A 7,519-nucleotide genomic window follows, 5' to 3' on the forward strand; every position below is an offset into this window, starting at 1 on the left:
AGATGGGTGACTTGGCAGTTCTCATCCTGCCGCCGAAGGATCCGTCCCCCTTACTCAACCCCACCGTCAACAACCTCATGACCCGCAACAGCTAGATGCACTAACGTCAATCCCGCAACGGCCGCTGCTCCGTGCGTCGTCCCTGTCGGCTGGGCAGGTACGGCGTACGCGCTGGCCTCGTCGCAGGGAGGCGGTCGGGGCCGCAAACGACGAGCACCAGAGCCGGAGAATGACCTTTAGCCGAGGTGCGGGTGGAGCCGCATGTCGGAATCGAACCGACGACCTTCTCATTACGAGGAGGAACGACAGCGTCACATCCGCTCTCATCACGCGTCTGTGCCTGCACGCGGAGCCTCATTCGACCCGCATTTGTCATCGGGGCCAGGTACTTCGTGCCACGAGCCATGCCACGCCCGGCGGTCATGAGCGCTGAGCGTCGGTTGGCGGTCCACGGGCTCAAGGCTGTGGCCTCGTACAAAGGAACACCGAGGCCGACGCCCTTCGCGCTGGCCAATCATCCCGCGCCCGTCGAACCCGGGAACCTGGCTGGCAACGAGCAACCTAGGCATCCACCACGTCGGTGAGAACTGACCGCACCTCACCTGCAGTGGCTACTCGGCACCGACATCGATCTGCCCGGCTTGGTCGCCACCCACGTAGGCCAAGCAATCGCCCGCTGGCAGGCTGGACTGAAGCCCTAGCTCACGCAGCGGCCTCCGGCGCCATCCCGCTCCGGCTGCCTGGGCCAGTCTTGGCGGGCTTCGGCCTGGCCAGGACCAGGAGGCCGATCATGGAGACGGCGGCGCCGAGAGTGATCAGGGTGGCCATCGGGACGGCGGTGTGTTGGCCGCCGAGTCCGGCGATTGGTGCGATCGTTCCGGCGGCGACCCATTGGACGAATCCCTGCACGGCTGATCCGGTGCCGGGGTGATCAGGTACAGAGGCGGACGCGAGGGCGCCGCCGTTGGGAATCATGAGGCCCTGAGCAGTCATCAGTACGAAGAAGCACACGATCGCGAGGAGTAGCGGTGCGTCGAACCACAAGGCACCGACCAGCATCGCAATGCCTGCGGCTAAAGCGGCGACCTGCCCGGCCAGGATCAGCTTGCGGGTAGAGACCCGCCCCGCGAGCCGGGCCGCGATCAGCGCGGCGACCGTCATCCCGGCCGCGTTGGCCGCGAAGTCGATCGAGTACGCGATCGGCGAGAGCCCGTTCATGGTTTGCAGGACGAACGCGGAGGTGGCGACGTAGGCGAACAGAGCACCCATCGCGGCCCCGGCGACTACCAGGTAGCCGACGTACTCCCGGTTGCTCAAAACGATGCGGCCGGCGGCCAGGAAGTTCTGTATTCCGCCGGCATGGCGGCGTTCGCGCGGGAGTGATTCGGGCACGACAACCAGAACCGCCAACGTCATCGCAAGACCGAGCACCGCGACAAGCCAGAACGAGACCCGCCAGTGCAACAGTTGCAAGATGAGGCCGCCGAGAAGCGGCCCGACGATCGGCGCGAGGCCGCCCACACCGGCGATGAGGTTCAGCACCCGGACGAGCTGGGCACCGGCGGCCAGGTCGACGATGATCGCCCGGCCGATCACCATCGCCCAGCCGCCGGCGAAGCCCTGGACGAACCGGGCGGTGGTCATCACGGCGATCGTCGGTGCGAGTGCGCACACAATCGAGGCCGCGGTTGTGACCAGAAGCGCGACGAGCAACGGGATCCGCCGGCCGTGTTGATCCGAGACCGGCCCGCCGATCAACTGGCCGAGCGCCATACCGACGAAGAATGTCGTCAGCGTCAACTGGACCTGCGTCGCGGTAGTGGACAGTTCCGCGGCGACCCGCGGGAATGCCGGGACGTACATGTCGGTGGCCAGCGGCGCGATCGCGGTCAAGAACACGACGGTCGCGACCAGCCCAGCGGTCAGCCGGGCCTGGCGACGGGTCTTCATCACGGGTGGCGTCGACCAACCATCGGCTGAGGGTGATGGAACCTCTTGCATCAAGCCTCTTCACGTAGCAGGAAAATGTCAGGGCCGGAGCAAAACCTTGATGGAGCCGTCCATGCGCGCGATGCGCTCGGCGGCGTCACCGTCCATCCGGCCGAGGACGACGATGCCGTCGTAGTAGGACTGGTCTCCGTAGTAGAGGACGAAATCGTTGCCGGGGGCGTAGTAGCCGACGTCGCCGACATCGGGGTCCACGCCGGCCGGCTGACCGTCGAGGGACAGCGGCGCCGGCAGCGGGCCTTCGAGCGTGGCTTGGAAGTGCTGATCACCGATCGTGATCTGCAGTCTCATCCGCTGCTCCTCGGTGTTGCGCGTGTGTTGTGAGCTGGGCCGGCCTGATTGCTGACTGCCAGCCGACGAACCCGACGGAGGGACGGCGGGAGCGTTGCTACGCGGCGTCGATGGTCGGCCGGCGTCACCGCTGGTGGCGTCGGTTCCGCAGGCCGCCAGCACCAGCACGATGACCGAGGTCAGTACGGCGGTGGCGGCGCTGCGGATCACCTTCACCGGTGTCTCGTGGCAAGCAAGGGTCGGCTGCATCAGACGGTGAGAAGGACCTTGGTCGCGGTCCGCTGGTCCATGGCGCGGTAACCGTCGGCGGCTTGGTCCAACGGCAGGGTGAGGTCGAAAACCAGGCCAGGGTTGATCTTGCGGTCCCAGATGAGCTGGATCAATTCAGGCAGATACTGCCGGACCGGGGCGGGGCCGCCATGGAGGTGGACGCCGGCCATGAACAGCTCGTCACCCGGGATTGCGACGTCGTGGGAGACACCGACGAACCCGACGTGGCCGCCCGGCCTGGTGGAGTGAATGGCCTGCGTCATCGCTTCCTGAGTGCCGACGGCCTCGATCACTGAGTGGGCTCCGAGCCCGCCGGTAAGTTCCTTGACCCTCGCCACCCCGACATTGCCCCGTTCTTCGATGATGTCGGTGGCTCCGAACTCCTTGGCCAAAGCTTGCCGATCGGCGTGTCGGCTGAAGGCGATGATCCGCTCGGCGCCGAGCTGCTTGGCGGCCAGGATGCCCAGCAGCCCAACGGCGCCGTCGCCGACAACCGCGATCGTCTTGCCCGGTCCGGCCTGCGCGGCGGCCGCGGCGAACCAGCCGGTGCCAAGCACATCGGACGCGGCCATCAGCGACGGGATCAGGTCCGCATCGGGCATCCCTGGAGTAGTCACGAGGGTACCGTCGGCCAACGGGATCCGAGCCCGCTCGGACTGCGTGCCGATCGTGCCCATCAGGACGCGGTGGACGCAGTAGGCCTGGTAGCCGGCCTGGCAGATCTCACAGGTGTTGTCGGAGGCCCAGAACGAGCCGACGACGAAATCACCGACCTCGATGGTGTGCACCTGGTCGCCGATCTCCTCGACGACGCCGACGTACTCGTGGCCCATGACCTGGCGGTCGACGGGCTCGGCACCGCGATAGGGCCAAAGGTCGCTACCGCAGATACAGGTCGCCGACAGGCGGATGACCGCGTCGGTCGGCTCGATGATCTTCGGGTCCTCGCGGTCCTCGACCTGGACGTCCCCAGGGCCGTGCATGACTACCTGGCGCATCGCGCGCTCCTCTTCATATCGACGTGAGACCCAGCAAAGGGCCAACATGACGAGTGAAGCCGGTGGCCTATCACCGGAGAAGTCCCTCCTGATGGGTGTACCCACAGGGCACCCTTCACCGCCCTGCCCGCGCTCTCAGCGGATTACTGTCGTAGTCGTGGACAACCGTCAAGAGGTACGCGAGTTCCTCACGACTCGCCGCGCACGCATCACTCCGGATCAAGCTGGGCTTCCCACCACCGGCCCCCGGCGCGTCCCCGGACTCAGACGCAGCGAGGTCGCAACGATCGCCGGGCTCAGCGTCGAGTACTACGCGCGCCTCGAGCGAGGCCAAATCGCCGGCGCCTCCACTGGCGTGCTCGAAGCGCTCGCACGAGCGCTCCAACTGGACGACACCGAGCGAGCCCACCTGCTCGACCTCGCCCGGGCCGCGGACGGGATCCCGACCTCGGGCCGCCCCCGCCGCCGGACGTCGGGCAAGTCAGCGTCGCGGCTCAGCCTGCAGTGGGCGCTGGAGGCGATCAAAGACGGTGTCGCGTTCGTCCGGGACCCGCACCAGAACCTGCTCGCCACGAATGCTTTGGGCCGCGCCTTTTACTCGCCGGTGATCGGCGACAGCGGACGTACTCCGAACCTGGCTCGGTTCCAATTCCTCGATCCCGCCTCGCGAGACTTCTATCCCGACTGGGATCTGTTCGCCCAGATGTGCGTCGGCATCATGCGCGCCGAGGCTGGCCGCGACCCCCACGACCGCGGCCTTCAGGACCTCGTCGGCGAACTCTCCACCCGCAGCGAGACCTTCCGCCGGTTGTGGGCCGACCACAACGTCCGCACCCACGGATCCGGTACCAAGCGGTTCAACCACCCGGTCGTCGGCGAACTCACACTCGTCTACGAAGAGCTGGCGGTCACCGCCGAGCCGGGGCTCGTGCTCCTGGTCTACACCGCCGAACCCAGCTCTCCGTCCGCCGAACGGCTCCAACTGCTCGCCTCCTGGGCAACAACAGCACAAACCCCGACAACTTCCAGCTAGAGGAACCAATGCAGATCGTCCGCAGCTCCCTCGACACCGTCAAAGGACCCGCCGACTGGTTCACCGGCGACGTCTATATCGACGCCGTCGCCGCGGCCCCATCGCCCTCACGCGTGGCCGCTAACCTCGTCCACTTCATGCCTGGCGCTCGCACCCACTGGCACCGGCACCCCCTGAGCCAGACCGTCTTCGTCACCGAAGGCATCGGACTGTGCCAGCGCCGAGGCGGCCCCATCGAGGTCATTCGCCCCGGCGACCGAGTTCTCTTCGAGGCCGACGAGGAACACTGGCACGGTGCCGCCCCCAATCGCCTCATGGTCCACTTGGCCATCAACGAAGCCGACGCCGACCACGACGTCGTCCACTGGCTCGACCCCGTCACCGACGAGGAATACCAGGCTGCACAGCCAGTCGCCTGATACGCCGTCAGATGCTCTGTGCACACCCCCCAGCCGTAGGCCGCCGACGAACTCACCTGCCCGGCGCCTGAGTTGGATGGACGTGCCGCCCGGCACGCACACCGCCGCCTCCCCGACTTGATCGTCACCGAGCCGATTGACAAGTTTAGTGAAGGTAGCCGTCCCACTTCACCTCGTAGGGTGACCCGCCAGGCAGTGCATGCGGGCCGGGAATCTCGTTCACCGACCTCGCCAGCGCGACCTCGACCGGTCCGGCCAGATCGGCCGGGACCCGCGGCGGCGGCACCTCACGGCGTGGTCGGGCCGGTGTCACGGTCTCGCCTGTACTCGCGCCGGCGCAACGGCGGCCACACCACGATGATCACTCGCCGTACCGTGAGCCGATGTCACGGTACGGGCAGAACCGGTGGTGCTCCGGGACGTTCGCCCCGTCGCATCTCCCGCACCGCCACACACCGCCCACGGCACCAGCATGCGCTTGGCTATCAGCTCATGTCGCCGTACGGCGACCGGTTCGGCGGCGCGAGCGCGATCCCCTCGGACTGCGCCTTGGACCGGATCGCAGCCTCGGAGCGGCCGAGCTTGACGCTCATCACGCCAACCGGCGTATTCGCTCCGGCCAGCTCACGCAACTGCTGGGCCTGCTCCTCGGTCCACACTTCGCCGCTGTGACGGCTCGACATCGCCTCAGCCACCGTGCTCCCCTTCCGTCGAAGTAGTTGCTCCTAGCCCCGGTACCCGTCCAGACACCCTGCACGCCGGTCGCTCCTCTTGCGAGACGGAATGGGCCGCCTGTTGAGCAGCTACAGCCGCCCGCATCCACGCGTGCCGAACATCCGTGTGCGTGCCGACGGCAGAGCGCACGGCACGTGCACACACCGACTGCAACAACCTGCAAACGGCTGTTCGAATCCGCACCGACGTAACTACGCTGCGAAAGATGAATGGGGCCAATAGCAACAAACCTGGCAATCGTCCGCGGTCGCCAACACGACAAGTACCGCCGCCTACGAGAGGTGTACTCGGCCCGTCCGGGTCGCCTACGCGGGCGGCGGATCCGCACTCACAGATGCCGCCGCACATGGCTGTGCGGCCGGCGGGTCGTGCGACCGGGCGTTTCCGGCCACCCCAGCCGTTGTCTCGTCGGGCCGCGTCGATCCTGCCGAATCAGCTCCGGCCGTCACCAGCGAGGAAGGGGCGGCGGTGGGAGCTGTCCGGCCTGACCGAGCTGATCATGGCGGCGTTCGGGTTGGCCTCCGATCGAGGTCGCCGGTGTCACGAGGCTCGACTCGCTGTAGATGTGGCAGTCTGTGGCAGCGCCTACCTCGGCGTGTCCAGCCTGCGTCGCCGGCGGAGCGCAATCACCACAAACCGTACGGCGGTCGCCCTTCGTTTGTCGGTGCATTGGTGATGCACAATGGATAACCGGAGGGGTCGCCGTTCTACAGGACTCCTTCTACTGAAGGGGAAGTACGGCGTGGACCTGTTCAAGATCCAGAACGACCTAATCGCTGGTCGCACAGCCGAGGCTTGGTACCGCATCGGTATCGCGGGACGCGACTTCCACTACCGGTGGACCTATGGGAGCGGGCCCTGATGGCGAATTCAGTGACGTCATGGGCGAGCACTACAACCACGCAGTCTGTCGAGAAGAGCCCAGCCTCACGATGTCGCGGGCGCTGGAGGTGCATGCCCGCAATGAGCGCCAGGAGCTGCATTTCGACTGGGCGAAGTACTTCGTCAACCCCGCAGTTCGGCCGTTCTGGGTCGACTTCTTCTGGAACAACGCCATCATCGACCGCGTCGAGCTCGGCAGCATCGACGGCGGACACGGCACGATCCCTTTGCCCGGCGCCCGCATGGAGGTGAGCGATTTCGAGGTTGCGGTCGCCCACCTGGTGCACGACCTGGAGGAGCGTCCGAGCCACGATCATCCCGCGGATTACCTCGACACACTGGGCGTGAACCGCATCCGCGATCAGGCGAGGCAGGGCGCCGGCTCGACGAACCGGTTGACCGTATCCCAGGGCAGATAGCGACCCGGAGAAGCTTTTGGGGAGCGGCGTCGAGGACGCGGCTCCCCTAGCGCGAGCAACTGGTTGCCGAGGGCCTGTGTCGCCTGTGAGACGTCCACCGGGGACGACGGCCGGCGCGGTACCGCTCGGCGGGCTGGCCGCTGCAACGGGGCATCGATCAGACCCGAACACATGCGACCTGGCTCTCGAAATCGCTAGACCACCATGCTGGAACCGCCTGCGTGTTACATGATGTTGGCGCGATCCATCGGGGTCCCCCTCGGGCTGGGACCACGCCGCTATCGCCTACCGAACCAGTCGGCTCACCCGCGTAGTTGATATCGCGCTGCCACTTGGTGCCGATCTCCGCGTGGGAGGGTGCTGTTAGTGGCCGCCACCGTGCCCGCCACCGTGCCCGCCACCGTGCCCGCCACCGTGCCCGCCACCGTGCCCGCCACCGTGCCCGCCACCGTGCCCGCCACCGTG

8 protein-coding genes are annotated in these 7,519 nt (G+C 67.0%); 3 read left to right on the top strand and 5 right to left on the bottom strand.

Going from position 1 to position 7,519, the window contains the following annotated elements; genetic code table 11:
• Positions 1 to 702 precede the first annotated feature (702 nt).
• From AB0J62_RS40400 to AB0J62_RS40410, 3 genes are all read right to left on the bottom strand, one after another.
• Positions 703 to 1,950 (bottom strand): multidrug effflux MFS transporter, encoded by a 1,248-nt coding sequence (locus tag AB0J62_RS40400; protein ID WP_363883186.1) that lies wholly within the window; start codon positions 1,948 to 1,950, stop codon positions 703 to 705.
• 78 nt (positions 1,951 to 2,028) lie between these two features.
• A complete protein-coding gene (locus AB0J62_RS40405; protein WP_363883189.1) occupies positions 2,029 to 2,298 on the bottom strand; it encodes a cyclophilin-like fold protein in 270 nt (89 codons plus the stop codon).
• A gap of 248 nt (positions 2,299 to 2,546) precedes the next feature.
• The gene (locus tag AB0J62_RS40410; RefSeq protein ID WP_363883192.1) at positions 2,547 to 3,566 is read right to left on the bottom strand and encodes a zinc-dependent alcohol dehydrogenase family protein; all 1,020 of its coding nucleotides are present in this window, start codon (positions 3,564 to 3,566) and stop codon (positions 2,547 to 2,549) included.
• Between the two features lie 157 nt (positions 3,567 to 3,723).
• Between AB0J62_RS40410 and AB0J62_RS40415 the strand changes: the two genes are divergently transcribed.
• A complete protein-coding gene (locus AB0J62_RS40415; protein WP_363883195.1) occupies positions 3,724 to 4,599 on the top strand; it encodes a helix-turn-helix transcriptional regulator in 876 nt (291 codons plus the stop codon).
• Positions 4,600 to 4,607: 8 nt separating this feature from the next.
• Positions 4,608 to 5,018: a cupin domain-containing protein gene (locus AB0J62_RS40420; RefSeq protein ID WP_363883198.1), complete on the top strand. Its 411-nt coding sequence runs from the start codon at positions 4,608 to 4,610 to the stop codon at positions 5,016 to 5,018.
• Positions 5,019 to 5,163: 145 nt separating this feature from the next.
• Here AB0J62_RS40420 and AB0J62_RS40425 read toward each other — a convergent pair whose 3' ends face one another.
• Complete coding sequence (locus tag AB0J62_RS40425; RefSeq protein ID WP_363883201.1) at positions 5,164 to 5,331, bottom strand: hypothetical protein; 168 nt, start codon at positions 5,329 to 5,331, stop codon at positions 5,164 to 5,166.
• A gap of 172 nt (positions 5,332 to 5,503) precedes the next feature.
• Complete coding sequence (locus tag AB0J62_RS40430; protein ID WP_363883204.1) at positions 5,504 to 5,713, bottom strand: hypothetical protein; 210 nt, start codon at positions 5,711 to 5,713, stop codon at positions 5,504 to 5,506.
• 921 nt (positions 5,714 to 6,634) lie between these two features.
• Between AB0J62_RS40430 and AB0J62_RS40435 the strand changes: the two genes are divergently transcribed.
• Positions 6,635 to 7,054, top strand: coding sequence for a hypothetical protein (locus tag AB0J62_RS40435; RefSeq protein ID WP_363883207.1), 420 nt, complete (start codon positions 6,635 to 6,637; stop codon positions 7,052 to 7,054).
• Positions 7,055 to 7,519 lie beyond the last annotated feature (465 nt).

The organism is Kribbella sp. NPDC049584, from assembly GCF_040675555.1.
Classification (GTDB): Bacteria; Actinomycetota; Actinomycetes; order Propionibacteriales; family Kribbellaceae; genus Kribbella.

What these genes read in the sequence shown, in the direction of transcription:
- AB0J62_RS40420 (WP_363883198.1), top strand. Translation starts at nt 4,608, where the DNA reads ATGCAGATCGTCCGCAGCTCCCTCGACACCGTCAAAGGACCCGCCGAC.
- AB0J62_RS40400 (WP_363883186.1), bottom strand. Translation starts at nt 1,950, where the DNA reads ATGAAGACCCGTCGCCAGGCCCGGCTGACCGCTGGGCTGGTCGCGACC.
- AB0J62_RS40410 (WP_363883192.1), bottom strand. Translation starts at nt 3,566, where the DNA reads ATGCGCCAGGTAGTCATGCACGGCCCTGGGGACGTCCAGGTCGAGGAC.
- AB0J62_RS40435 (WP_363883207.1), top strand. Translation starts at nt 6,635, where the DNA reads ATGGGCGAGCACTACAACCACGCAGTCTGTCGAGAAGAGCCCAGCCTC.
- AB0J62_RS40405 (WP_363883189.1), bottom strand. Translation starts at nt 2,298, where the DNA reads ATGAGACTGCAGATCACGATCGGTGATCAGCACTTCCAAGCCACGCTC.